This window comes from Inquilinus limosus MP06, from assembly GCF_000767795.1.
GTDB lineage: Bacteria > Pseudomonadota > Alphaproteobacteria > DSM-16000 > Inquilinaceae > Inquilinus > Inquilinus limosus_E.
Genome location: NZ_JANX01001111.1, coordinates 1 through 730, shown reverse-complemented (window position 1 = coordinate 730; position 730 = coordinate 1). Strand labels below are relative to the sequence as shown.

General features: G+C 68.9%; 1 protein-coding gene. It reads left to right on the top strand.

The window, feature by feature from the left end; translation table 11 throughout:
* On the top strand, nucleotides 1–433 hold a 433-nt coding region (locus tag P409_RS35515; protein WP_034849875.1), incomplete at its 5' end, for a LysR substrate-binding domain-containing protein.
* Nucleotides 434–730: the final 297 nt, after the last annotated feature.

The window sequence follows — 730 nt, the reverse complement described above, 5'->3', positions numbered from 1 at the left end:
CGTCCAGACCCTGCTGCTGGACCGGTTCGTCGGGGTGGTGCGGGACGGCCATCCGCTGCTGCGGGGGGCGATGACGGCCGAGCGCTTCGCCGCCGCGACCCATATCGGGGCGTCACGGCGCGGCCGCACCCGCGGGCCGATCGACGACGCACTCGAGCGGCAGGGCCTCTCGCGCCGGGTGACGCTGGTGATGCCGAGCTTCTACGCCGCGCTGTTCACCGCCGCCTCCTCCGACATCGTCGCCGCGCTGCCGCGCGCCCTCGTGGTGCGCGCGACGGCGCTGGGGCTGGCGGTGCGGGCCTTCGAGCTGCCGGTGGCGGTGCCGGCGGTGACCGTCGTCCAGTCCTGGCATCCGCGCTTCGCCAAGGATGCGGGCCATCGCTGGCTGCGGCAGCTGGTCAAGGCGACGATCGGGGAGGCGGCGGAGCCGTAGGAGCACCGCGGCAAGACGGCAACGCGTTGCCTCTCCCACTTGCGTGACCTTTTCAGAATCCCGACACCGTCATTGCGAGCGCAGCGAAGCAATCCATGCAGCAGCCCTTGCGGGACGATGTATTGCTTCGTCGGCTTCGCATCCTCGCAATGACGGCGGAATAGCGTTATCGAAAAGCCCCGCTTGCGAGACCTTTTCAGAATGCCACCGCCAGGGTCGGCCCATCTCTTTTATTCTCCCCCTCCCCTTGCGGGAGGGGGTAGGGGAGGGGTAGTTAGGCGCCGATGAATTGATGCC